This is a genomic window from Micromonospora sp. KC723, from assembly GCF_004348595.1.
Classification (GTDB): Bacteria; Actinomycetota; Actinomycetes; order Mycobacteriales; family Micromonosporaceae; genus Micromonospora.
On sequence record NZ_SMKD01000022.1, the window covers coordinates 16,270 to 38,739 of the forward strand.

The 22,470-nt window shown below is 71.7% G+C and carries 21 protein-coding genes; 11 read left to right on the forward strand and 10 right to left on the reverse strand.

Annotated features, from left to right (window positions below; genetic code table 11):
* Positions 1–35 precede the first annotated feature (35 nt).
* Positions 36–473, forward strand: a complete 438-nt coding sequence (locus tag E1165_RS07925; protein WP_132389223.1) for a hypothetical protein — start codon at positions 36–38, stop codon at positions 471–473.
* A 156-nt stretch (positions 474–629) separates the two neighbouring features.
* Here the strand turns inward: E1165_RS07925 and E1165_RS07930 are convergent, their stop codons facing one another.
* A complete protein-coding gene (locus E1165_RS07930; RefSeq protein ID WP_132389225.1) occupies positions 630–2,117 on the reverse strand; it encodes a family 43 glycosylhydrolase in 1,488 nt (495 codons plus the stop codon).
* Positions 2,118–2,604: 487 nt separating this feature from the next.
* Here E1165_RS07930 and E1165_RS07935 point away from each other — a divergent pair, with 487 nt between their 5' ends.
* The 3 genes from E1165_RS07935 (at position 2,605) to E1165_RS07945 (ending at position 6,960) form a co-directional block, all read left to right on the forward strand.
* On the forward strand, positions 2,605–4,032 hold the full coding sequence (locus tag E1165_RS07935) for a family 43 glycosylhydrolase (protein ID WP_132389227.1): 1,428 nt from the start codon (positions 2,605–2,607) through the stop codon (positions 4,030–4,032).
* Positions 4,033–4,343: 311 nt separating this feature from the next.
* On the forward strand, positions 4,344–5,840 hold the full coding sequence (locus E1165_RS07940; RefSeq protein ID WP_132389229.1) for an MFS transporter: 1,497 nt from the start codon (positions 4,344–4,346) through the stop codon (positions 5,838–5,840).
* 106 nt (positions 5,841–5,946) lie between these two features.
* Positions 5,947–6,960: a PrsW family intramembrane metalloprotease gene (locus E1165_RS07945; protein WP_243704645.1), complete on the forward strand. Its 1,014-nt coding sequence runs from the start codon at positions 5,947–5,949 to the stop codon at positions 6,958–6,960.
* Positions 6,961–7,085: 125 nt separating this feature from the next.
* Here the strand turns inward: E1165_RS07945 and E1165_RS07950 are convergent, their stop codons facing one another.
* Both E1165_RS07950 and E1165_RS07955 read right to left on the reverse strand, forming a co-directional pair.
* A complete protein-coding gene (locus tag E1165_RS07950) occupies positions 7,086–7,634 on the reverse strand; it encodes a DUF421 domain-containing protein (protein ID WP_132389231.1) in 549 nt (182 codons plus the stop codon).
* A 161-nt stretch (positions 7,635–7,795) separates the two neighbouring features.
* Complete coding sequence (locus E1165_RS07955; RefSeq protein ID WP_243704646.1) at positions 7,796–9,166, reverse strand: CHASE3 domain-containing protein; 1,371 nt, start codon at positions 9,164–9,166, stop codon at positions 7,796–7,798.
* Positions 9,167–9,314: 148 nt separating this feature from the next.
* Between E1165_RS07955 and E1165_RS07960 the strand changes: the two genes are divergently transcribed.
* Positions 9,315–9,959 carry a response regulator transcription factor gene (locus tag E1165_RS07960; RefSeq protein ID WP_207916741.1) on the forward strand — a complete coding sequence of 215 codons (645 nt, stop codon included), beginning with the start codon at positions 9,315–9,317 and terminating at the stop codon, positions 9,957–9,959.
* On the opposite strand, the gene E1165_RS07965 is transcribed toward E1165_RS07960, so the two are convergent.
* Positions 9,937–10,332 carry a response regulator transcription factor gene (locus E1165_RS07965; protein ID WP_243704647.1) on the reverse strand — a complete coding sequence of 132 codons (396 nt, stop codon included), beginning with the start codon at positions 10,330–10,332 and terminating at the stop codon, positions 9,937–9,939. The genes E1165_RS07960 and E1165_RS07965 overlap by 23 nt on opposite strands.
* Positions 10,333–10,594: 262 nt before the next feature.
* Here E1165_RS07965 and E1165_RS07970 point away from each other — a divergent pair, with 262 nt between their 5' ends.
* Complete coding sequence (locus E1165_RS07970; RefSeq protein WP_132389239.1) at positions 10,595–13,582, forward strand: phosphatidylglycerol lysyltransferase domain-containing protein; 2,988 nt, start codon at positions 10,595–10,597, stop codon at positions 13,580–13,582.
* Positions 13,583–13,735: 153 nt separating this feature from the next.
* On the opposite strand, the gene E1165_RS07975 is transcribed toward E1165_RS07970, so the two are convergent.
* Positions 13,736–14,527, reverse strand: a complete 792-nt coding sequence (locus E1165_RS07975) for a class F sortase (protein WP_132389241.1) — start codon at positions 14,525–14,527, stop codon at positions 13,736–13,738.
* Positions 14,511–15,356, reverse strand: a complete 846-nt coding sequence (locus tag E1165_RS07980) for a hypothetical protein (RefSeq protein WP_132389243.1) — start codon at positions 15,354–15,356, stop codon at positions 14,511–14,513. Before E1165_RS07980 ends, E1165_RS07975 begins: the two co-directional genes overlap by 17 nt.
* Before the next feature lie 393 nt (positions 15,357–15,749).
* On the opposite strand from E1165_RS07980, the gene E1165_RS28865 reads away from it, so the two are divergent.
* From E1165_RS28865 to E1165_RS07990, 4 genes are read left to right on the forward strand one after another with little or no spacing between them, the layout of a single operon-like run.
* Positions 15,750–15,896, forward strand: coding sequence for a hypothetical protein (locus tag E1165_RS28865; RefSeq protein ID WP_165945168.1), 147 nt, complete (start codon positions 15,750–15,752; stop codon positions 15,894–15,896).
* A gap of 5 nt (positions 15,897–15,901) precedes the next feature.
* Complete coding sequence (locus tag E1165_RS07985) at positions 15,902–16,213, forward strand: putative quinol monooxygenase (RefSeq protein ID WP_243704648.1); 312 nt, start codon at positions 15,902–15,904, stop codon at positions 16,211–16,213.
* Complete coding sequence (locus E1165_RS30345; RefSeq protein ID WP_256370646.1) at positions 16,210–16,338, forward strand: hypothetical protein; 129 nt, start codon at positions 16,210–16,212, stop codon at positions 16,336–16,338. The genes E1165_RS07985 and E1165_RS30345 overlap by 4 nt, the downstream gene beginning before the upstream one ends.
* 51 nt (positions 16,339–16,389) lie before the next feature.
* The gene (locus E1165_RS07990) at positions 16,390–17,052 is read left to right on the forward strand and encodes a TcmI family type II polyketide cyclase (protein WP_132389247.1); all 663 of its coding nucleotides are present in this window, start codon (positions 16,390–16,392) and stop codon (positions 17,050–17,052) included.
* 73 nt (positions 17,053–17,125) lie between these two features.
* Here E1165_RS07990 and speD read toward each other — a convergent pair whose 3' ends face one another.
* Positions 17,126–17,587 carry an S-adenosylmethionine decarboxylase gene (gene speD, locus E1165_RS07995; RefSeq protein ID WP_132389249.1) on the reverse strand — a complete coding sequence of 154 codons (462 nt, stop codon included), beginning with the start codon at positions 17,585–17,587 and terminating at the stop codon, positions 17,126–17,128.
* A gap of 25 nt (positions 17,588–17,612) precedes the next feature.
* Positions 17,613–18,830 (reverse strand): nucleotide disphospho-sugar-binding domain-containing protein, encoded by a 1,218-nt coding sequence (locus tag E1165_RS08000; RefSeq protein WP_132389251.1) that lies wholly within the window; start codon positions 18,828–18,830, stop codon positions 17,613–17,615.
* Between the two features lie 237 nt (positions 18,831–19,067).
* On the opposite strand from E1165_RS08000, the gene E1165_RS08005 reads away from it, so the two are divergent.
* On the forward strand, positions 19,068–20,021 hold the full coding sequence (locus tag E1165_RS08005) for an aldo/keto reductase (RefSeq protein WP_132389253.1): 954 nt from the start codon (positions 19,068–19,070) through the stop codon (positions 20,019–20,021).
* 151 nt (positions 20,022–20,172) lie between these two features.
* On the opposite strand, the gene E1165_RS08010 is transcribed toward E1165_RS08005, so the two are convergent.
* Both E1165_RS08010 and E1165_RS08015 read right to left on the reverse strand, forming a co-directional pair.
* Positions 20,173–21,393, reverse strand: a complete 1,221-nt coding sequence (locus E1165_RS08010; protein WP_132389255.1) for an endonuclease/exonuclease/phosphatase family protein — start codon at positions 21,391–21,393, stop codon at positions 20,173–20,175.
* Positions 21,390–22,445: a glycosyltransferase family 2 protein gene (locus E1165_RS08015; RefSeq protein WP_132389257.1), complete on the reverse strand. Its 1,056-nt coding sequence runs from the start codon at positions 22,443–22,445 to the stop codon at positions 21,390–21,392. The genes E1165_RS08010 and E1165_RS08015 overlap by 4 nt, the downstream gene beginning before the upstream one ends.
* Positions 22,446–22,470: the final 25 nt, after the last annotated feature.

Genomic DNA, 22,470 nt, shown 5'->3' on the forward strand with positions numbered 1-22,470 from the left:
CGTGGGCCCATCCTGGCCACGTACGAGGAGGCACGATGATCGGAAAGCTCACCAGAGTCGCCGTGACGCTGGGCGCGGCGACTGGCATGGCCGTCGTCGCTACCCCGGGGGCGGCCTCCGCGGCGAACAACGGGTACGCGTGGGCGTGCTGGAAGGCTCCTGACGACACGATCAACGGTGGGTGCGCCAAGCTCTACGCGAATGGCGAGATCCTGCGGCTGGAGGACTTCCAGGCCGACGGCTGGGGCACCCGGGCGCAGATCCAGAAGTTCTTGCCCGACGGCAACGGCGTCAAGCGCTGGGTCAACCACGGCGATCCCTGCTTCGATGACACCAGCACGAGCAACACCAACGGCGGCATGACCGTGTGCGACTACAACACCGCCGAGAACATCCCGATCAGGGTGCACGTGTGGGCGTCGCGCAACGGTGTGTACAAGCACCACAACTACAGCCCGTCGATTCAGAGCTGACCGAGCCGCCTACAGGGATTGCCCCGCCGACGATCCGCCGGCGGGGCAATCCCTTCCCGGAACAACGCTCGTGAGCACTGCCGCCAGCGCCGGGCGCAGGTGGAGGACGGCGGCGCGGACGGGTTGTCGCCGCCGGACGTCGGACGGCGGAGGCTATCAGTGGACGTAGGGCCAGCCGGCGGCGTCGTAGCCGATCCGGTTGATGCCGAGCAACGACGCTCCGTTGTTGGCGTAGTAGTGGTAGAAGAGGTGGTCGCCGTCCCGGTCGGCGAGGACGGCTTGGTGGCCGGGGCCGTGGACGCTGCCGTGCGAGGTCAGGATCTGTGTGCCGCCGCCGGAGAGCATGTCGCGGCCGGTGCGGTCGACGAACGGCCCGGTCGGGTTGGCGGAGCGACCGACCATCACGCGGTAGGTGCTGTTGGCGCCCTGGCAGCAGCGGTCGAACGAGACGTACAGGTAGTACCAGGCGCCGCGCCTGGTCATCACGGGCGCTTCGATGCCCGGCCCGTGGTTGGCGAGGCTGTGCATGGTGCTGCCGAGCCGCCGCCCGGTGGCGGGGTCGAGCTGCACCAGTTTGATCCCCGACCAGAACGACCCGAAGCTCAGCCACCAGCGGCCCTGGTCGTCGACGATGAGGTTCGGGTCGATCGCGTTGAACGTGTCCGAGGTGCGCGACTCGACGACCAGGCCCTCGTTGGTCCAGCTGCCGGAGGCTCCGGTGGTGCTGGTCGCCAGGAAGATCGCCGAGCGGTTCGAGCCGAAGGTGGACGCCGAGTAGTACAGGTAGTAGCGGCCATTGTGGTACGACAGGTCCGGTGCCCACAGGTTGCGCGCGCCACCGGTGTAGGTGGTGGTCCATGGGGCGCCGCCGGGGAAGACCGCGCCCGCGTTGCGGAAGGTGACCCGGTCGGTGGAGGTCTTCAGCGTGACGTTGGTCCCGGTGTGCGCGACGAGGTACCCGCCCTCCGGGCGGGTGACCACGGTCGGGTCGTGTACGCCGATGTCGCCGGACACCGGGCTCGGCTGCGGGTAGGACGCTGGCGGCGTGCCGGTGGGTGGCGACGGGGTGCCGGTCGGGTTGCCGGCCCCGAGGCGGACCAGTTGCCACTGCTGGTTGGTTCCGTCGAGGTTCTGGTAGCCGACCAGCATGCCGCCGTCGGCGGTCGACCGGTTCCACACGTCAATGACCCTGCCGCTGGACCGGTTGACGAACCGTACGAACCCACCTGCCGAGTCCTGCAACCGGAAGTGCTGCGTCGTCGCCCCACTGTCGCTGTTCTGCACCACCCGGGTGCCGTCCGCCGCGCCGGGCAGGTCCAACACCTTTCCGCTGTGCCGTGACCGGACCTTGTAGAAGCCACCGCCCGCGTCCACGAACTGCCACTGCTGCACCGCCAGGTCGTTGCGGGTCCACTGGTTCACCGGCGCGTTGTCCGCCGTCGACCAGTCGTGCACATCCATCGCCTTGCCGCTGTGCCGGTTGACGAACACGTACGTCGCACCGGTGTCCACCGTTGCCGCCCACGCCGCCGGCAGCCCCACCACCACGCCGGCCGTCAGGGTCAGCACCGCCCCGAGCGCCGACAGCGACCGCCGACCACGCCACCGCGTACGCACCCCCGCCACCTCGCCTGCCAGACTCATCGACTTCCTCCGTTGGTCTCGATCCGGCGCGGAACGGTGATCGTCCACGTTTGCCGCGGGACGGCCCGCCGCGCCGCGTCCCGGGCCGGGACGACGGGGGTCCGCGTGCGCGACTCGGCTCGCCGAGCCTGCGTCAGGTGGGCCACCACTGTGTAACAAATCGAGGCTCCCCGTTCACATTGATGACTGTCAAGATGTCGGTCGGGGAAACCCGGAGTATCTGGCAGGCGTGTGCCGTGCGGAGACGGTCCCACCGCCGACACCCGCCCTGGCCGGCCGGACGGCGCACGCCCGCCCCTTGACGACCTCAGTGTGAGCGTTAACACTCTCGTCACGCGGTCGTCACCGTGTCCAGGGGTGAACATGCCCCACCCCCGGGCGCGCTGCGTCGTGGGGCGGGCCACCTCGTACCGGATCGGCCCTGCCCAGCAGTGGCAGCAGCAACCGGTAGAGCGGCGGAATCCGCCCAGCGGAGAAGGAGAGCGACATGCGCAGACGTACCCTCATCGCGCTGCCCGTCCTCAGTGGGGCAGCGGGGCTGCTGGTCCCGGGCCGGGCGCAGGCCGCGCCCGCGGTGACCTACACCAACTCGCTGATCGCCCAGCGCGCCGATCCCTGGGTGCACAGGCACACCGACGGCTACTACTACTTCACCGCGACCGCGCCCGAGTACGACCGGATCGTGCTGCGGCGCGCGACCACCCTGCAGGGGCTGGCCAGCGCCGCCGAAACGGTCATCTGGCGCAAGCACAGCAGCGGTGAGATGGGCGCCCACATCTGGGCGCCGGAACTGCACTTCATCGACGGCAGGTGGTACATCTACTTCGCCGCCGGCCGCACCGACGACATCTGGCGGATCCGCCCGTACGTGCTGGAGAACACCAGCGCCAACCCGTTGACGGGCACCTGGGTCGAGCGGGGGCGGATCGCGCTCCCGCTGGACACCTTCTCGCTGGACGCCACCACGTTCGTCCACAACGGCACCCGGTACCTCTCCTGGGCGCAGAACGACCCGGCGGTGGGAAGCGGCACGAACCTCTACCTCGCGCCGATGAGCAACCCGTGGACGATCTCCGGTACGCCGGCCCGGATCGCCGTACCGACCCACTCGTGGGAAACCATCGGTCACCGGGTCAACGAGGGTCCCGCCGTGATCATCCGCAACGGCCGGGTGTTCATGACCTTCTCGGCCAGCGCGACGGACGCCAACTACTGCATGGGGTTGCTGACCGCCTCCACGTCGAGCAACCTGATGAACCCGGCGTCGTGGACGAAGAGCGCCCAGCCGGTGTTCCGCAGCAACGACGCCACCAGCCAGTACGGCCCCGGGCACAACTCGTTCACCGTCTCCGAGGACGGGCAGAGCGACATCCTCGTCTACCACGACCGCAGCTACAAGAACATCACCGGAGACCCGCTCAACGACCCGAACCGGCGTACCCGGATCCAGAAGTTCTACTGGAACGCCGACGGCACACCGAACTTCGGCATCCCGGTCGCCGACGGGGTGACCCCGTACCGGTTCCGGTCGCACAACTTCCCGGACCGGTACATCCGGCACTGGGAGTTCCGCGGGCGCATCGACCCGGACGTGACCACACTCGCCGATTCGCAGTTCCGCATCGTGACCGGGCTCGCCGGCAGCGGCACCGTGTCGCTGGAGTCGGCCAACAATCCCGGCTACTACCTGCGACACAAGAACTACGAGATCTGGGTCGAGAGGAACGACGGCAGCACGTTGTTCCGCAGCGACGCGAGCTTCGTCCGTCGCGCCGGCCTGGCCGACTCCGCCGGGGTGAGCTTCGAGTCGGTCAACGCCGCCGGCCGGTACCTCCGGCACTACAACTACCTGCTGTACGTGCAGGCGCCGAGCGTCGCCACCGACCGCGCCGACGCCACCTTCCACCTCGAGTAGCCCGTTGCCGTCCACGGTGGGGCGCGCCGCGCCGGGTGGGGCGGTCCGGCCGACGCCGTCGACGGCAGCCGGACGAGACTGGCCAGGGTGTGGCCCGGCCGCGGCCGTTCCGGACGCCGTGCCCGGCATGTACGGCAGAGCCACGCCGACCCCCCCGCTGGCTGCAATCCCCCGCTTACCGCAGACCGGTAACGGAGTTGGGGGCTGGCCCTGAGGGCAGCGCCACCATTCGGCGCAACGGTGGCCGGTGCGGGCCCATCGGGTCCACCGGCGCGTCGACGCGCAGCGGAGCGGAGAGAGGGAGCCGCACCATGATCAGCACGACAGGCACCGCCTCAGGAGTCCTCCGGAGCACGATTCCCGCCCGGTTGGACCGGCTCACCTGGAACAGCTTCCATACCCGGCTGGTGCTCGCCCTCGGCGTGGCATGGGTGCTGGACGGTTTGGAGATCACCATCGCCAGTTCCGTCGGCGCTGTCCTCGGGCAGGCCGACACGTTGGCCATGTCCGCGACTGCGGTGGGAGCCGTGGCGACGGTCTACCTCGTCGGCCAGGTCGTCGGCGCCCTGTTCTTCGGGCGGCTGTCCGACCGGCTCGGACGCCGCAACCTGTTCATGGTGACCCTCGCCGTGTACCTCGGCGGCAGCGGCCTGACCGCCCTGACCCTGGGCCACGGCGCGGGTTCCGTCGTCTACCTCCTGCTGACACGGTTCATCGCCGGCACGGGCATCGGCGGAGAGTACGCCGCCATCAACTCGGCGATCGACGAGATGATCCCGGCCCACTACCGCGGACGGATCGACATCGCCGTCAACGGAACCTACTGGGCCGGGGCGATCCTCGGTACCCTCGGCGCCCTGTTCTCCCTGCACATGCTGCCTCCCGCGCTGGGCTGGCGCCTCGGTTTCCTGCTCGGACCCGTGCTCGCCGTCGTCGTGATCTACGTCCGGCGGAACCTTCCGGAAAGCCCGCGCTGGCTGCTCATGCACGGCCGCGTCGCCGAGGCGGAGCGCGTGACCGCCCTCGTCGAGGCGCAGAGCAGCCCGGCAGGGCGGACGCCGCCCCCGGTGGACGAGCGCGAGGCCATCGAGATCCGGCCGGTACACGCCGGTTACCGCACGCTGCTGCGGGTCCTCTTCGTGGACCACTGGCGGCGGTCGGTACTCGGCGCGACCTTGATGATCACGCAGTCGTTCCTGTACAACGCGATCTTCTTCACCTACGTTCTGGTGCTCACCCGGTTCTACGGGGTCAGCGCCGACAACGCCCCCGTCTACCTGATCGGTTTCGCGCTCGGCAACCTGCTCGGCCCGTTCACCATCGGCAGACTGTTCGACACCATCGGCCGCAAACAGATGATCGCCGGTACCTACATCGTCTCCGGTGTTCTGCTGGCGGTCACCGCGTACCTGTTCGACCTGGGCGTTCTCACCGCGGCCACCCAGACCATCGCGTGGTGCGTCATCTTCTTCTTCGCCTCGGCCGGTGCCAGCGCCGCCTACCTGACCGTCAGCGAGCTGTTCCCCCTCGAGGTACGAGCCCAGGCGATCGCGGTGTTCTTCGCCATCGCGCAGTGCTTCGGCGCCATCGGCCCGGTGCTGTACGGCCACCTGATCGGCGCCGGGACCAACCCGTCCCGGCTGTTCGCCGGCTACCTCATCGGCGGCGCCGTCATGGTCGTCGGCGGCATCGTCGAGATCATCTTTGGTGTCCGCGCCGAACGCCGACCGCTGGAATCCGTGGCGCTGCCCCTGTCCGCCGTTCAACGACCCCGGGCGGGCACCATCGCCACCTCGTTCTCGTCCTGACCGGACCCGTGGGGGCCGGCGGCCCGGCCGGCCTTACGGCTAGCCGGTACGGAGGATCCCGGTTGACGGCGATGGCAGGAGACGGTCCCGGTGACACGCTCGCGGCATGAGCACCGACCACGCCGCCGGGCACGACGCGGCGGCACGGAGGGAGGACGAGATGACGATGGTGTCGCCGGCGGCGTTCAGGCCGACCACCCACGCCGGCACCGGCACCGGGCCACGAGCCCGGCGCCGGCTGCCGAGCTGGGCGCGCGTCTTTCTGACCGGACTGGTGTTGTGGGTGGTGGCGGTGCCGGTCACCTTCGCCACCGGCAACATCAATCTCATCCCGACGATCATTCTGCTGGGCAGCTTCCTCGTTCCGGTCACGTTCGTGGTGTACGTCTTCGGGCGTGCCGACGGCGTGGTGACCGCCGAGCGCGTGTTCGTCGCCTTCCTCTGCGGCGGCGTGCTCGGTGTGCTCGGCGCCTCGATCCTGGAGGCGGCGCTGCTGCGGCAACCGTCCGGGTGGGGCTACGTCGGCGTCGGTCTGATCGAGGAGGCGGTCAAGCTCGCGGCACTGTGGCTCCTGGCCCGGCACCTGCCCCGGTACACGGCGCGGGACGGGATGGTGCTCGGCGCCTCGGTGGGCCTGGGGTTCGCCGCGTTGGAGAGTGCCGGCTACGCCTTCACCGCCCTGTTCAGCGCGTCGGGCAGCCTGTCGCTGCTCAACGTGGTGGAGACCGAGGCCCTGCGGGCGGTCCTGGCGCCGTTCGGGCACGGGCTGTGGACGGCGATACTGGGCGGCGCCTTGTTCGCGACCGCGGCCCGGTCGCGCCACGGCCGGCCGAGGCTGGGCGGCGCGCTGCTCGGTTGGTACCTGCTGATGGCCCTGTTGCACATGTTCTGGGACGCGTCCAGCGGGATCGCCGTGTTCCTGACCCTGCTGCTCACCGGCACCCCGACGCAGTGGACGTTGATCTCACTCGGTGCCGCGCCCGGGGTGACCGCCGCCCAGGTGCACACCTACACCGTGATCAGTTGGGGACTGCTCGCGCTGGACGCGGCGGTCGGAGTGCTGATCCTGGTGGCGCGCTGGCGCAGGACCGCCCCGCCGGCCCCCGTGACGGTCACCTGACCACGCACGCGGCGCGGTGGTGACCACCGCGCCGCCGGTGTCCCACGCCGCTCCGCCCGGCCGCCGAGCCGGTCGACCGTGACGCCGCTGGCCCGGACTGCCTGAAGCGGCCCGGGCCAGCGGCGTCAGTGGTGCCTCGACCGGTCGGGGTCGAGCAGTGCCTCGATCCGGTCGAGCCGGCGCAGCACCTCCTCGGTGCGATCCGGCTGCTCGACGGTGAGGGTGCCATTGGCCTCCAGCACCGCGGTGTCGACCTGCTCGATGCCGCGGACCCCCTGCCGGCGCACCGCCGCGGCGAGCTCCTCCTTCGAGATGAGGTACCGGCGCAGGTTGGCGTCCACTGTCCGGCCGTCCTGCACCAGCACCGTGGGGGTGCCCTCCATCACCCGGGCCAGGCCGGGATGGCGGAACCCCAGCCGTACGACGACGTAGTTGACACCGAGCAGCACGGCGGCGCCCAGCAAACCCCCGAGGAGCGAGTTGTCCGCGCCGATGACGGCGTTCTGCACCGTGTTGCTCAGCAGCAGGAGGACGACGAGATCGAACGTGTTGAGCTGGGCGAGTTCCCGCTTGCCGCCCAGCCGCAGCGCCACCACCAGGAACAGGTAGACGGCGACCGAGCGGAGCACCTTCTCCGCCAGTGGGATCTGCACGAGCAGCAAATCGTGCAGCATCATGTCCTCCCCGGTCCGGGTTCGGCCTCCCCGTCGCCCACTGCTGTCTGCCGGCAAGGCTTCCACCCGAGACAGCCCCGGTCTGCACGGTTAGCGGCCGTCGTTGCTGGGGGCTGGCTGGAATCCCCCCTTCCGCCGGGGCGAGAGGCCGGCGCCGGGAGCTACCTGCCGGCGCCGGGAAGGTCGACGACCAGCGTGGTGCCCGCCCCGACGGGGCTGGTGACCGACATGGCGCCGCCCAGCGCGTGCACCCGGTCGGCCAGCCCGACCAGGCCCGAACCCCGGGCGGGGTCGGCGCCACCCCTGCCGTCGTCGCGTACCGACAGGTGCAGCCGACCGTCGGCGAGCCGCGCCTCGACCTCGACGACGGAGGCGTGGGCGTGCTTGGCGGCGTTGGCGAGCGCCTCGGACACGACGTAGTACGCCGCGACCTCGACCTGCTCGGGTAGCCGGGTCGGCACGTCGACAGCCAGCTCGACGGGGATCGCCGACCGCCGGGCGAGCGCCTTCAGCGCCGGCCGCAGGCCACCCTCCGTCAGGATCGCCGGATGGATGCCCCGGGACAGCTCCCGCAGCTCGTCCAGGGCGTCGGACAGCCCGTCCACCGCCCGGGACAGCTGCTCCCGCACCTCCGTCGAGCCTGGCGGGACGGCGGTCTCGGCGGCGCGCAGCGCCAGGATCAGCGACACCAGCCGCTGCTGGGTGCCGTCGTGCAGGTCACGCTCGATACGGCGTCGTGCCTGGTCGCCCGCGGCCACGACCCGCGCCCGGGACGCGGCGAGCGCGTCGCGGCCCCGTTCCAGCGAGCTCGCCATCGCGTTGAAGGAGCGCTGCAGCACGCCGATCTCGCCGGTTCCCCGTTCGGGCAGCCGCGTGCCCAGGTCGCCGGCGGCCAGCCGGCCCGCCGTGGCGGCCACCTGACGGACCGGCGCGACGATGACTCGGTGCAGGTAGCTCGCGAACACGACGACGAACAGGACTGAGCCGGCCAGGCCGGCGACCGCGGCGAACACGGCCCGGTTGGCCGCCGCCTCGGAGCCGTGCTGCCGCGTCACCGCGAGGTGGCGTTCGGTGGCCAGGAACTGGTCGAACTCTTCCCGCATCGTGTCGACGCGCCGCCTGCCCTCCTCGAGCTCCGGCAGGATCCGCACCGCCGCCGGGTCCCGCCGTGCCTTCGCGATCAGGGGCGCCGAGTAGTCGCGCAGGTACGAATCGCCCTCCGCCGTGATCCGCTGGGCCCGGACCCGCTGCTGCGGGTTGTCCGCGACGAGCTGTTCGAGGATGGCGGCGTCGTCGCCGAACGAGGCCCGGGCCGCCTCCCACGGCTGTAGGAACTCCTCCCGGCCGGTGAGCAGGTAACCCCGCTGGCCCGTCTCCATGTCGACGACGAGCCGCTCCAGGTGGTTCGCCGCCACCAGCGCCTCCTGCGATCGCAGGGCGCGGCGGTCGTCGGCGCGGAGCCGCGTGACCGAGGTCAGCAGGACGGCGAACGCGCTGCCGACCACCAGTGCCAGCAGAACGCTGGCCACCACCGTGCGCCCCGTCAACCCGCCCCACACGTCAGGTCCCGGTGCGCCGGGGCCCGCCGCCGACCCGGCGCTGCCGGTCCGCGCGTCGCGCCCAGGTACTCCGCCGGGTTCTCACAGCCGTACGCTAGCGGATAATCCGGTCATGACGAGTGTGCGGGTGTTGCTGGCCGACGACGACGTCCTGCTGCGGGAGGGGCTGGCCAGCCTGTTGCAGCGGGCCGGCCACGAGGTGGTGGGGCAGGCGGGCGACGGGCGGCAGCTCGTCGAGCTGGCGCAGGCCACCGCACCCGACCTCGTCGTGGTGGACATCCGGATGCCACCCACCCACACCTCCGAAGGGCTGGAGGCCGCCCGCGACATCCGCAGCATGCGGCCCGGGACGGCCGTGCTCGTCCTGTCCGCCCACGTCGAGGTGGAACACGCGATGGAGTTGCTGGTCAGCGGGCGCGGCGTCGGTTACCTGCTCAAGAGCCGGGTCAGCGACGTGGCGGAGTTCGTCGACAGCCTGGAACGGGTCGCGAACGGGGGATCCGTGGTCGACCCGGCGCTGGTGCAGGAGCTGGTGTCGGCGCGCCGGCGCGACGATCCCCTCGCCGTGCTCAGCGAGCGCGAACGGGAGGTGCTGGCGCTGATGGCCGAGGGGCGGTCCAACGCGGGTATCGCCCGGCGGCTGTGGGTGACCGAGGGCACCGTGGAGAAGCACGTCCGCAGCATTCTGGCCAAGCTGGATCTGGCCGAGACCGACGAGGATCACCGCCGGGTCCTGGCGGTGCTCAAGTTCCTCGAGGCCCGCTGAGCCGATCGGCGTGATCCGCGCCGTCCCGGCGCTCCACCAGGCCCCGGACGGCGGTGGCGGACAGCGTGACCTTGGGTAGGAAACCCACCGCGGGACTGGCCGCGATCAGCTCCGCGTAGTCCTCCTCGTCGTGGGTGGAGATGAGGATCAGGCGAGCCGGCTGCCGGTCACCCTTCTCCTGCAGTCGTCGGGCCAGTTCGAAGCCGCTCTCGCCGCCCAGATCGATGTCGAGCAGCACCACATCGGGCCGGAGCTCCTCGACGCGCCGCAGCGCCTCGACGCCGTTCGACGCCACGCCCACGACCGTGACGCCCTCGCGGTCCAGCAGCACGCGGGCGGCGTCGAGGAACCACGGGCTGTCGTCGACAATCATGCAGCGCAGCATGGACCAAGGGTTCCAGCGCGCAAGCGGCCCTGGCATTCCGGCTAGCTGGACAAGGTACGGGTGACCGCGGTGGTCGTCCCGGTTGCAGCCAGCCCCCAGCGGGGACGGGTGCTGGCGGTGAGGCCCGCCGACGCCGGAGGGCCCACGCTTGTCGACGTGGCCGCGCGGCCGGGCGTCAGCAACGGCGACGGCACCGAGCACACGCACCAACCGCCGGACGTCGGCGACGACCTGACGGATGGGAGGGCACATGATCGAGACGGGAGTGGTGTCTCCCCTCGACGGCGCGGCACCGGCCGGCGGGACGCTGCCCGCCGTCACGGTGCCGGACCGGTTGACCGTACGACTGTCCGCCGACGCCACCGCCCTGGTCTGCGGCGATCTGCATCTGGGGCAGGCCCGGTCGGCCGCCTCCGCCCGGTCCGAGCACGATCTGGCGGCGCGGCTCGCCCGGTGGTCGGGCCCCGGCGTCGTGGTCCTCAACGGGGACACGTTCGAGTTGTGGGGCGAGCCCGGCGGCACGGTCGAGGGCGCCCTCGACGCCCATCCCGCGTTGACCGCGGCACTGCGGGAGTTCAGCCGGGGGCCGGGCCGGGAACTGGTCGTGGTGGTGGGCAACCACGACTCCGCGATCGCCTGGGACGGGGTGTCAGCGGCGGTCGTGGCCGATCGGCTGGGCGGCCGGTGCGCGCTCTCGGTGGACCTGCGGTTCGACACGCCGGCCGGTCCACGGGTGGTGCGCTGCGAACACGGGCACGGGTTCGACCCGGCGAACGCCCTCCGCGATCCGCGTAATCCCCTGGACTCGCCGCTGGGTCAGCACATCGTGCAGGAGGTGTTGCCACACGTCCGGGGTACCCCGATGGTTGCCGACGCCGGGGCACTCACCGACCCGGGCGCGATCGGGCGGTTTCTCGCCTCGCGGCTGGTGTACCGGCAGTTGGGCCCGCGCGTCTGGTGGTTGCTGCTGCCGGCGGTGCTGGCGCTGGCCCTGCGCGCGCCGTTCATGGTGCGGCTGCTGGCGCGCTCGGCCGCGTTCGCCCGTGTCGAGCGGTGGCTGTTGATCTCCGGGATCACCCTGGTCGCCGACGTGGTCCTGCTGGCGGTCCTGGCGGTGCTGGTGGCCCGTGTCCTGTACGCGTCGTTGGCCGGCAGCCGGCTCGCCGCGCGGGGAACGCGGCTCAACGGGCCACCGAAGGCCGCCGCCGCCGCGCTGTGCGAAGCGGGCCTGGCGGGATTCGTCACCGGTCACACGCATCGACCCGAGCTCGCCGCGCTGGCGGGGGGCTTCTACGCCAACAGTGGTTGTGCGACCAGGGTGGTGGAGGCGCGACGCGCCCGCTGGTTCCTGCCGCCGGTGTTCCTGCCGGTGCTGCGCCGCAGCTGGGTAGAGGTCGACGTGGAGCAGCAGGTACGGGCGCGGCTGGTGGTGGGCGAGTCGCCCGCCGGCGGGGCGACGCTGCTGGAGCGGCTCGTCGCCCGGCGTCACCGGTCGGTACCCGACACGCCCGCCGTGGTGGCCGCCGTGCCGGGCCAGGTGGGATGGCCGGTGCAGCAGGACGCGCTGGCCCGCCGGGCCCGGTACGAACGGGTGCGGCGCACGGCCGCCCTCGTGGTCGGCGCGATGGCGGTGCTCAACCTGGTGTCGGCGGTGACGCCGCCGCTGCGGGGCCGGTTGGCCGCGCTGCTGGAATGGCTGCCGGTCGAGGGGCCACAGGCGGCGGCCGCCGGCGTGGTCTTCGTCAGTGTCGCCCTGCTGCTGGTCGCCTGGGGTTTGCGGCGGGGCCGCAGCCTGGCGTGCGGGGTGGCTTTCGGTCTGCTCGCCGTGTCGGCCGTGCTGCACCTCGTCAAGGGGCTCGACGTCGGGGAGGCCCTGCTCGCCGTCGGGGTGGCCGGCTGGCTGGTCCGGCACCGGGCGGCGTTCCCGACGCACCCCGACCGGGGGCAGGTACGGGCGGCCGTCACGGTCCTGCTGGCCGGTGGCGTGCTCGTCGTCGCCGTCTCCGTGGGGTTGACGGCGGCCACGGGCGCGCACCTGCCCACGAGGCACACGGCTGGTGTGGTCGCGGCACGGATGATCGGCACCACGGCGACGCCCCTGCCGTCCACGAGCCGGCTGGTGGAGCCGGCGCTGACCGCGGTCGGGTGCAGCCTGCTGCTGGCGGTCGGGTGGCTGCTGCTGCGGCCGAGACGGCACCGCCGGCCGAGTGCGGCCGAGCACCGCGCCGACCTGGCCAGGGCGCGGGCCCTCGTCCGGCGCTACGGCGGGGACACGCTGGGGTACTTCGCCCTGCGGTCGGACAAGAGCTGGTTCTTCACCGGTGACTGCGTGGTGGCCTACCACGTGCGCGACGGGGTGTGCCTGGTGTCTCCGGACCCGATCGGACCGCCCGAGCAGTGGACGGACGCGTGGGCGCAGTTCCTGGCGTTCGCCGACCGGCACGGCTGGCCGGTCACGGTGGTCGGCGCGGCCGAGGGATGGCTGCCGGTCTACCAGGCGGCGGCGTTGCGGCCGGTGTACCTGGGCGACGAGGCGATCGTCGACTGCGGCAGCTTCAGCCTCGACGGGCGCCCGATGAAGGGGCTGCGCAGCGCCTACCGACGGGTGCAACGGGCCGGGTACACCACCCGGTTCTACGATCCGGCGACGCTGCCGCCGGCCCTGGCCGACGAACTGCGCCGGATGTCGACGCAGAGTCGGCACGGTGAGGCGGAACGCGGCTTCTCGATGACCCTGTCGCGGCTGTTCGACCCCGGCGACACCGGGCTGCTGCTGACCGTGGCGTACGGCCCGGACGGCCGCGTCGACGCGTTCTGCCAGTGGACACCGGCGGCGGACATCGCCGGGTGGTCGCTCGACGTGATGCGCCGGCGGACCGGTGTCGCGCTGCCCAACGGGCTCACGGACTTCATCATCATCGAGACCATCCACCACCTGCGGGCGCGGGGGCAGTGGGGTCTCGGGTTGAACTTCGCGGTGATGCGCTCGGTCCTGGCGGGCGAGCGTGGCCAGGGCCGGCTGACCGACCTACAGCGGTGGTTGGTGCAGCGCTTCGGGGGCACGACCCAGATGGAGTCGCTGTGGCGGTTCAACGACAAGTACCAACCGATGTGGCGGCCCCGGTACGTGCTGCTGTCCGGGTCGGGCAACGCCGCCGCGCAGGGCCTGGCCATCGCCGGCGCCGAGGGGGTCTCCGAGCTTCCGGTGATCGGCCGGCTGGTGGGTCACCACGCTTGACCGCCGCCAGGTCGCGGACGTCGTCGAGTGGCAGGAGTTCCGGGCGGAGCAGGCGGCGGTCGGTCGGTCCGGCGTACCGGTGCCGGGAGCATCGGTACGCCGTCCGGGGACCCACCGCCGCCCGCACCGCCCGGATTCGCGCGGATCGGCGCCTCAGGCGGCACGTTTGGTGGCCAGGGTCGCGAACACCACGATGTTGTCCTTGTACGACTTCGCCTTCTTGTCGTATTCACCGCCGCAGGTGATCAACCGCAGCTGCGGTGTGCCGTTGTGGCTGTAGATCAGGTTGGCGGGGACGTTCTTCTTCGGGTAGCGGGCCACGCCGTCGACGATGAAGCGGGCCGTCGTGCCGTCCTTGCGGAGCACCTCGATGGTGTCGCCCGGCTTCAGGGCGCCGAGGCGGAAGAAGACCGCCGGCCCGGTGGTACGGGAGTCGAGGTGACCCACCAGCACGGCGGTGCCGGGTTCGCCCGGGCTCGGTCCCAGCTTGTACCACCCGGCCAGCTTGGCCGGCGGGACCGCGATGTGCTTGTTCTGGTCCAGGCCGAGCGGGGTCGTCGTCGCGTCGACGCCGATTCTCGGGATCCGGACGCGGGTGGGTTGTGACCGTGGCATGCCGGCAGCCTTCGGTGAGGGAGACGGGCTCACCCCGACGGGCCCGCCGTCGCGGCGCTGCCAGGCACCCGGCGCCTCGCTGGCGTTGTCCGTGGCCGTACCGGCGGTCGGCGGCGCACCGGCTGTGGCCGGCGTCGGTGACCCCAGGAACGGCGGTGCGGCGGCGGCGTCGGGCTGCGGCGGCCGGACCGGATCAGGAGCCTTGGCCGCGAGCCCGATCAGTCCCGCCCCGGTCAGCATGAAGAGGACGACCAGGACGAGGCCAGCGGCACGCCATGGGGAACCATGGCGGCCGCTGGCGCTCCTGGCCGCCTTAGGCGACAGTGCCATCGGCGGACCGCCGACGCAGCAGACCGAAGCCGCCGAGCGCGGCCACGCCCATCATGCCCGCGCCGGCCGCCACCAGCGAACCGGTGTTGGAGTCGGCGAGGGGACCCTCACCGGCCGCGACGCTGCCGTTCGCCGGGAGCACCCAGGCGCCGTTCGGGCCCGCGTACGCGCCGCCGAGGGCGGGGATGCCGGCGATGGGCTGACGCAGCGGCGTCCCGGCCCCGCTGGCCCGGGAGGCTTCGACCGTCTCGAGGATGTCGCTGAGCAGGTCCACCTCCACGTCCACGTCGATGTCGAGGTCGCGGATGCAGACCACGAGGGCCTGGGCGTTGACGTTCGTCGCCGCGGCTGCCCCGGTCTGGATGAAGCTGTTGACGCCGCCCGTGATGGTGTTGTTGCTGATGGTCTGGGCGACGCCGGCCTCGGCGTTCTGGTCGTTGGTGGCGCAGACGACGCCGTTGCCGTCCTTGTCGCGCACCTTGAACGTCCTGGGCTTGTTGTTGTTGCCGTCCTTGCCGTCCTTGCCGTCCTTGCCGTCCTTGTTGTCCTTGCCGTCCTTGCCGTCCTTGCCGTCTTTGTTGTCCTGGCCGTCCTTGTTGTCTCGGTTGTCCTTCTCGGTCTTCTCGTTCCGGTTGTTCTGGTCGTTCCGGTTGCGCTCGTCGTTCTTGTCGTTCGAGTCCCTCTTCCACTCCCGCTCGTGGTTCGAGTTGTTGGGCTCCTTGGTCGGTCCGTCGTCCGCGGCGAGCGCGGCGGCGGGTGCCGCGAGCAGCAGGGCGGCGCTGCCCAGCACCACACCGCCGGCGAGCTTGGTCAGAAAACTCTTCGACATGTTCCTCACTCCTTCTCTCGTCGGCTCAGGAGGGCGAGCCATGAGGAACGTTATGCCAGTTACTGCCGGATCAGAACGTTTTCCGGGTTTCTAACGTTAAGAAGTCCTCACATGCTATACGTGAACGTTTGCCGCGATCTAGGGGGAAAGTCCGGTTCGTGGTGAGGTGGGGCTGGTCGTGCCCTCTCGGTGCCGCACGCGTACGGCACCCGCATCAGTGATCACCCGGATCACCCGTGGACGCCACCGGGCCGACCACTGTCATCGCAGCGCTCACGGTGCCCGTCGCGCGGTGACGCCGCAGTGACGCCGTCTCCGCAGACTCGCTGCTGGGGCCAGCGGTGTTCGTTCAGCCCACGCCCCGTCTCGCGCAGGCCGTCGAAAGGGGACTCCATGATCAGGGCCTTGGTCCGGATGCCCGCCCGCCCGGGCTGCGGACCCGTCGTGGAGTCCCGGTGGCGGGCGGTGTCCGGCCTGACCGGCGGGGAGGTCGACGCGCTGCGGAGGAACCTGCGACCGGTCTTCGGGAGTGCGACGTGACGCCGGTGCGCACCGTACTGGCGATGCGTACCCGGGAGGGCTGCGAGCAGCGGTTCGAGGCCGAGTGGCTGGCGGTTGCGGAGAAGATCCGTACGCTCGACGGCTGCCTGCGCCAGGAGCTGGTCCGCGACGCCGACGACCCGCGCAGCTACCTGATCATGAGTGACTGGGTCGACCGGGAACGGCTCGACGCCTTCGGCCGCAGCGAGCATCGCGACCACCTGCTGCGCGTCATCCGTGACCTCCGCGAGTCCGCGCAGCGGCACACCTACCAGATCGTGCACAGCGTGTGCGGCGAGCCGGACGAGCCAGGATGACCGAGCCCGTCGAGTCCGCGCCCGAGTTCCACACCGACGAGTGCGCCGCCGACCCGTACCCCGCCTTCGCGCAGCCGCCACCGTTTCGCGGCCTACTGGAGCTGCCAGTCCGGTTCGGTGCCTGAGCGCCGTCGCCCCGACGCATCCCGTCCATCCAATCCCACCAAGGAGCAATCATGGTCTTCCGCAACGTGATCGTCTGCCACATGGTTCCCGGCAGCGAGAAGATCGTCGGCGACGTCTTCGGGCACTTCGACAACACCACCCGACCGCAGGACCTCGGTGTCATCGGGCGGATGCTGCTGTCGCACCACGACCTCTACCTGCACATCATCGAGCGCAAGCAGGACCCCAAGGTGTCGGGCCAGAACCGTGGACTGCCCGCCTTCCAGAAGATCGCCGAGGCGATCGGACCGTACGTGACGCCGTACCCGAGGTACTGGAAGAGCGCGTCGGACTCGGTGGCGAAGGAGTTCTACCACTGGGTGCCGGACGGGCCGAAGCCCGCGAACACGACGCTGCTCGTCATCGTGGGCCGGATCAAGCCGGGGGCCGAGCCCGACGTGGCGCGCATCTTCGCGGAGTCCGACGCCGGGTCGTTGCCGGCCGAGCTGGGCGTCGCCGAGCGCTGGCTGTACTCGATCGACGACGTGTACGTGCACCTGCTGGAGCAGGACGAGTCCGTGGCCGAGACCGCCCGACAGGAGCGCGGCAAACCCGCCTTCGCCAAGGTCATGCAGGAGCTCAGCCCGTACATCGGCCCGTACCGCCCGGACGCCTGGCGCGGTCCCCAGGACTCGCTGGCGAACGTGTTCTACCGGTGGCGGGCGCAGGACTGACGAGGAAACCGGCCAGGGCCGGTCGGGTGCGACCGACCCTGGCCGGCTCGTGCGGGCGGATGCCGGCCCGACCTCAGGCGGCCGGGTGCCGGCGCCGGCTGCGCCACAACCGGCTGGCCGGACCGAGGGCCCGGGGCCAGTCCTCGCCGCGCCGGGTCAGGGACCGCTCGGTGACCTCGAACCCACCCACCAGGCCGGTCAGCTCGTCCAGCACGTCCTGCTCCCGGAACGGCTTGCAGGAGAAGATGTTGACGAACATCTCGCGGAGCTCGGGGTAGGTGTGGATCGCGGCGTGCGACTCCGCGAGGATCACCACCGCCGACTTCCCGGCCTGGTGCGGCGGGCCCTCCTCGGTGGCGACCAACGGTCCGGCGATCACCGTCATGCCGATGCGGGCGACCAGGTCACGCATGAACGTGTGTAACGCGTCGTCGTCGTGCAGCGCGCGGGTGTCGGCGACCCCGGACAACCGTAGGGTCAGCTCGTCACCGTAGTGGTCCTCGGGCGTGTGGCCGGTGACGGGGCGGCGGGTCATCGAATCTCCTCGGGGTGGTCCGGTCTCAGCTGGCCCGGGATAGCAGCCGGACCGGATCGGCGGTCAGTTCCTGCATGATCGAGACAACGCGGGCGGGGCCGGACGGCCCCGCCCGGGGCGGCACGGCGGCGCCGGCCACGGAGCGGGCCGACCGGCTGGCGGCGGCCTGCGCGACCAGCTCCCGCAACCGCTCCGGTCGCCAGTCGTCGGCCCCGCAACTGACGGCCAGCCCCTGGCGGGCCAGCATGTCGGCGAAGTACTCCCGCTCCGGGTCGTCGCCGGGGAAGACCAACAGCGGTACCCCGGCCTGCAGCGCGCTGACCAGCGTGCCCCGCCCGCCGTGGCACAGCAGGGCGCTCGCCCGGCCGAACAGGCCACGCATCGGCAGCAGCGGCCACAGTTGCACGTTGCCGGCCGGCGACACCCGTGGCGGGGCGGGCTCGGGCCGGCCCGCCGCGATCAGCACATCCACCGTCGATCCCTCGAACGCTTGCACGCAGTGCCGGTAGTACCAGTCGGCGTCCATCGGCGGCCCGCTCGTGTAGGCCAGCACACCGGTCCGTCCCGGCCGGGGCCAGTCCGCCGGCCCGGCGGCGACGTGCCTGTCCAGCGCGGCGGCGGTCAACTGACCGACGTACTCGCCGGTGCTGTGCCGGGCGACCAGAGGATCCATCTCCGGTGTCAGCGGATAGACCAGCCGGGTGCTCCAGTCGAAGAGGACCTCCGACAGCGACGCCGGCTCCGGGGCCCGGCTGCGGCGCAGCGTCGGCCGGAACGCCTCCAGCGCCCGGGTGTCGACCGGAGCCCAGCCGGCGCTGCCCCGGCCGAACAGGCGATGGTCCGGCCAGGTCACCGGCGACACCACCGGAATCCCGGCCAGCGCCCCGGCCACCACGGTGGTCAGGTCGTAGTCGTGGAACAGCACCTGCACACGGTGCGCGCGGAAGGCCCGCAACTGCGCGGCCAGCACCGTCTCCACCAGGTCACGGTCGGCGTACGCGGAGTGGGACAGCAGGTCGTCCAGGCGAAGCACCGTGCCCGGATCGTCCGGGTAGGACACCCGCTCGGGCCCCGGGATCGGCACCACCGGCACGCCCAGCCGGTCCAGGACCGGCCGGAAGTGCGGGCTGGCGAACAGCACCGGGGTGTGGCCCGCGCGGCGGACCTCCTCGTACACGGCGAGCACGGTGGTGACCGAGCCCAGCCCGTACGACCACACTCCCGGGACCAGACCGACACGCATGGTGTTTCCCTCCGTCACTGGGGCGCCGGATCACGGGCCCGGGCTGCCCGCCCGGCGGCGACCGTATGAGCCGGTACCAGTGTGGACAAGGTGGCGCCGGCCACGCACCCGCGAGGATGCGCCCTCGGTCCCACGTCGTCTACCCGGAAGGTCGTAGATATCGACGCAGGGCAAGCCTCCGGCGTCCCCGCGTCCCTATCCTGTGGCCGACGGATCCGTCGCAACCTGGGAGGACTGATGAGGCAACGTGAGCTGTCCGGCGGCTCGGGGATTCAGGTCAGCCAGTTCTGTCTCGGCGCCATGCCGTTCGGCACCACCGTCGACGAGCAGACGTCGTTCGCGATCCTGGACCGGTTCGTCGAGGCCGGCGGCACCACGATCGACACCGCGAACTGCTACTCGTTCTGGGTTCCCGGCGGTCGGGGCGGCGAGAGCGAGACGGTGCTCGGCCGGTGGCTGGCCAGCCGGGGCGGCCGGGACGGGTTGGTGCTGGCGTCGAAGGTCGGTTCCGGGCTCGGCGCGAACGGCGCGGCCGAGGGACTGGCCCCGCAGGTGATCCGCGAACAGCTCGCCGGCTCGCTGCGCCGGCTCGGCGTCGACCACCTGGACATCTACTACGCGCACCGGGAGGACCGGACCACCCCCGACGCCGAGACGCTGGCGACGTTCCACGAGGCGGTGACCGAGGGCAAGGTGCGCACGCTGGGGGCCAGCAACCACGCCGCCTGGCGGCTGGCCGAGACCCGGGCACTGGCCGCCGCCCGGGGTTGGACGCCGTACACGGTCGTCCAGCAGCGCTACTCGTACCTGTTGCCGCGCCCGGCGACCGTCCTGCCCGAGGGAGGGCACGTGCACGCCAGCGACGAGCTGCTGGACCTGGTACGCAGCCGCGACCTGACCATGTTCGCGTACAGCACCCTGTTGTGGGGCACCTACACCCGGGCGGACAAGCCGCTGCCGGAGCACTACCAGCACCCGGGCACCGAGCGGCGGCTGCGGGCGCTGGGGGAGGTGGCCGCCGAGCTGGGCGCCACCCCGAACCAGGTGGTGCTGAGCTGGTTGACCGGCGGCGACCCGAGGATCGTGCCGATCGTCGGGGTCAGCTCGGTGGCCCAGCTCGACGAGTGCCTCGCCGCGGCCGACCTGGAACTCCCGACCGAGCTGCGCAAGCGCCTCGACGAGACCTGCTGAACCAGCGCACCCCGACGGGCGGGGGATCCGTGACGCCGTCACGGATCCCCCGCCCGTCTCCCTGCCCGCGAGGCCGTACCCGCGCGAGGCCGTGCGGGTGCGGCGACCGGGTTGCCCTGCTCCCGCGGAGCAGGGCAACCCGGAACGGCGCTCAGCTGTCGTCGCCGAGGGAGACGGTCACCTGCTGTCCCGAGTGGTCCGACATGCCGTGCGCCGGGACCATCCGGTACTCGTGGGTCCGTACCGGGCCGTCGGTGAAGGCCCAGTCCAACCGCCACTTCGGTGCTCCGTCCGGCCAGGACGCCGGATAGAGCCGGTCGCCGGCGACGGCCGCGTCGGTGAGCTGGCCGGCCAGGTCGCGCAGCTCGCCCATGGCCGAGGTGGCATTGAAGTCGCCGGCGACGAGCCGGCCGTACGGGTTGGTCGCGAGGTCGGCGCGCAACGCCCGGTAGTGGGCCTGCCGGCGGTCCTGCTGGGCACGCATGAACCCGGTGAACTCCGACGACGTCGGATCCATGGAGATGTCCAGTTGCACCGGCACGTGCACGTTGTAGACGGACAGCACCCGCTCCCCGACCCGCAGGTCGGTGCGGAGCACCTTGTGGCGGTAGTACTCGGCGAAGTCCGAGCCGGCCGGTGTGCCGTTGCGCGCCGGGTCGGCCAGGTACGGCCAGCCGTCCAGTCCCCGCCAGGCCACGATCGGGTAGCGGGACATGGTGAGCATCTCACCGGTCGCCACCACCTGGTAGCCGGGGAAACGCGCGCGCAACTCGGCCACGTGGTCCACCCGGATTGGGCGGTGCCCGGCCAGGTCCCAGCCGACGTGCTCCTGCAACAGGTACACGTCGGCCCGCTGGGCGGCCAGGTGGTCGTAGAACCGTCGCGGGTCGTCCCCGTCGTGCCAGTACTCGGTGTTCCAGGAGAACACCCGCAGTGCCCCCGCCGGGGCCGGGGTGGCGCCACCGACGCCGGGCAGCGCGTACGGGTTCAGCCCGGCCAGATCCAGGCCGATGGCCAGGCAGCACAGCGCGGCGGCGGCCAGTCGCCAGCGGACGGGGCGGGCCAGCGGGGCGAGCGTCAGCAGCAGCGCCGGGACGGCGGCGAAGAGCAGCGGCGGCGGCAACTCGGCCAGCCGCCACCACCAGTGCTCGCCGGTCAGCAGCAGGAACACGCCCAGGAACACGGCCCAGGTGGCGGTCAGGGTGACCAGCAGCCGGGTCCGGCGCGGCCAGCGCTTCCGGTCGCTCCGACCGGTCGCGGTGGGCGGTGTCCGGTGCGGGGCCCGGCCGGACGCCGGGCGGTCGAGGATGACCCCGGGTGCCCCCGGCGCGGTGGTGGCCGCGCCGGGGACGGGGTCGAGCAGGACGCTCATGCCGTGGTCCCGGCCAGGTCCGGAGCCGGGTTGCGGCCGGCCGACCAGTCCGCGTCGTACAGCCGGCGGAAGGTGCCCGAGCAGAGCCACTGCACGGCGCCGACGCCGATGCCGGCGGCGATCGCCACGTTGGTCAGGAACGCCACCCCGGTGAACACGGCCAGGAACGGGGCACCGCGGGTGCGCCACACGTGCCGGTACATCTCGGCGTCCGCCGAGAGCGACACCCCGAACAGGGCGGCGGCCAGCAGCAACCACGCCGGGTGCAGCACGGCCAGCGGCAGGGTGGCCAGCACGCCGAGCGCGGCCACCGTGCCGAAGGACCGGGCCGGGCTCTCGAAGCCCTTGGCGAACCTGCGCCGCCGGGCGAACAGCGGTACCCGCAGCCGGGCCCGCCGGAACAGCTTGCGCAGCAGCGGGATCAGCCGGTCGTCGTCGTCGTGCCAGCCGCGTACCCGGTCGGTGACCATGATCTGGTAGCGGGCGGACATCCGTTCGCCGTAGTCGACCTCCTCGGTCTGCCGTAAGCGTGGGTTGAACGGGCCGACCTCGTCGAAGACCCGGCGCGGCACGGCGGTCAGCGACGAGAACAGGAAGCTCACCTCGCCCAGTGACGCCATCCGCCAGCAGTACGCCTGCAGCACCCGGCACTCCTCGACGATGCTGTCCCGGATCAGTGGTTCCTCTTCGTAGATGCCGCAGACCGCCCCGTACTCGGGATGGGCGGCCAGCTCGGCAACCGCCTTCTCGACCGCGTCCGGCCGCAACGCCACGTCCGAGTCGACGAAGAACAGGATCTCCCCCCGGGCGGCGGCGGCACCCGTGTTGCGGGCGACGGCCACTCCGCTGTTGCGCGGGGTCTGCAGCACGGTGACGTCCCGCTGCCGGGCCTTCGCCAGGGAGTCGTCGGTGCTGTGGTCGTCCACGACGATGACCTCCAGCGGTTGGTACGTCTGCCCGAGGGCGGCGTCGATGCACCGGCCGATGGAGTTGCCGTAGTTGTAGTTCGGAATGATCACCGAGACCAGCGGGTTCGTGGTCGGGGTCGTCATCGGTCTCTCCCAGTCGCGTTCGGTA

Bases quoted from the DNA above. Each gene is read 5' to 3' on its own strand.
- E1165_RS07925 (WP_132389223.1), top strand. From the start codon at position 36: ATGATCGGAAAGCTCACCAGAGTCGCCGTGACGCTGGGCGCGGCGACT.
- E1165_RS07930 (WP_132389225.1), bottom strand. From the start codon at position 2,117: ATGAGTCTGGCAGGCGAGGTGGCGGGGGTGCGTACGCGGTGGCGTGGT.
- E1165_RS07935 (WP_132389227.1), top strand. From the start codon at position 2,605: ATGCGCAGACGTACCCTCATCGCGCTGCCCGTCCTCAGTGGGGCAGCG.
- E1165_RS07940 (WP_132389229.1), top strand. From the start codon at position 4,344: ATGATCAGCACGACAGGCACCGCCTCAGGAGTCCTCCGGAGCACGATT.
- E1165_RS07945 (WP_243704645.1), top strand. From the start codon at position 5,947: ATGAGCACCGACCACGCCGCCGGGCACGACGCGGCGGCACGGAGGGAG.
- E1165_RS07950 (WP_132389231.1), bottom strand. From the start codon at position 7,634: ATGCTGCACGATTTGCTGCTCGTGCAGATCCCACTGGCGGAGAAGGTG.
- E1165_RS07965 (WP_243704647.1), bottom strand. From the start codon at position 10,332: ATGATTGTCGACGACAGCCCGTGGTTCCTCGACGCCGCCCGCGTGCTG.
- E1165_RS07970 (WP_132389239.1), top strand. From the start codon at position 10,595: ATGATCGAGACGGGAGTGGTGTCTCCCCTCGACGGCGCGGCACCGGCC.
- E1165_RS07975 (WP_132389241.1), bottom strand. From the start codon at position 14,527: ATGGCACTGTCGCCTAAGGCGGCCAGGAGCGCCAGCGGCCGCCATGGT.
- E1165_RS07980 (WP_132389243.1), bottom strand. From the start codon at position 15,356: ATGTCGAAGAGTTTTCTGACCAAGCTCGCCGGCGGTGTGGTGCTGGGC.
- E1165_RS28865 (WP_165945168.1), top strand. From the start codon at position 15,750: ATGATCAGGGCCTTGGTCCGGATGCCCGCCCGCCCGGGCTGCGGACCC.
- E1165_RS30345 (WP_256370646.1), top strand. From the start codon at position 16,210: ATGACCGAGCCCGTCGAGTCCGCGCCCGAGTTCCACACCGACGAGTGC.
- E1165_RS07990 (WP_132389247.1), top strand. From the start codon at position 16,390: ATGGTCTTCCGCAACGTGATCGTCTGCCACATGGTTCCCGGCAGCGAG.
- speD (WP_132389249.1), bottom strand. From the start codon at position 17,587: ATGACCCGCCGCCCCGTCACCGGCCACACGCCCGAGGACCACTACGGT.
- E1165_RS08000 (WP_132389251.1), bottom strand. From the start codon at position 18,830: ATGCGTGTCGGTCTGGTCCCGGGAGTGTGGTCGTACGGGCTGGGCTCG.
- E1165_RS08005 (WP_132389253.1), top strand. From the start codon at position 19,068: ATGAGGCAACGTGAGCTGTCCGGCGGCTCGGGGATTCAGGTCAGCCAG.
- E1165_RS08010 (WP_132389255.1), bottom strand. From the start codon at position 21,393: ATGAGCGTCCTGCTCGACCCCGTCCCCGGCGCGGCCACCACCGCGCCG.
- E1165_RS08015 (WP_132389257.1), bottom strand. From the start codon at position 22,445: ATGACGACCCCGACCACGAACCCGCTGGTCTCGGTGATCATTCCGAAC.